The sequence below is a fragment of the Achromobacter sp. SIMBA_011 genome (assembly GCF_046535435.1).
GTDB lineage: Bacteria > Pseudomonadota > Gammaproteobacteria > Burkholderiales > Burkholderiaceae_B > Achromobacter > Achromobacter dolens.
The window spans coordinates 1-275 of record NZ_JAWRWN010000377.1 but is presented as its reverse complement, the minus strand read 5'-3'; the positions used below and the strand labels follow the sequence as shown (position 1 = coordinate 275).

1 protein-coding gene is annotated in these 275 nt (G+C 64.7%); it reads left to right on the top strand.

Annotated elements, in window-relative coordinates; all coding sequences use genetic code 11:
* Positions 1 to 275 (top strand): dihydroxy-acid dehydratase (locus SB816_RS31365; RefSeq protein WP_410548162.1); only part of this gene is annotated, 275 nt, incomplete at both ends.

The window sequence follows — 275 nt, the reverse complement described above, 5'->3', positions numbered from 1 at the left end:
GCGACAAGTTCCAGATCAAGGCAATCCGCGAGCCGAATATCGGCATCGTGTCCTCGTACAACGAGATGCTGTCCGCACACGCGCCGTACAAGGATTTCCCCGACATCATCAAGGCCGCCGCGCGCGAGAACGGCGGCGTCGCGCAGTTCGCGGGCGGCGTGCCGGCGATGTGCGACGGCATCACGCAGGGCAACGCCGGGATGGAACTGTCGCTGTTCTCGCGCGAGGCGATCGCGATGGGCACCGCGATCGCGCTGACGCACAACATGTTCGAT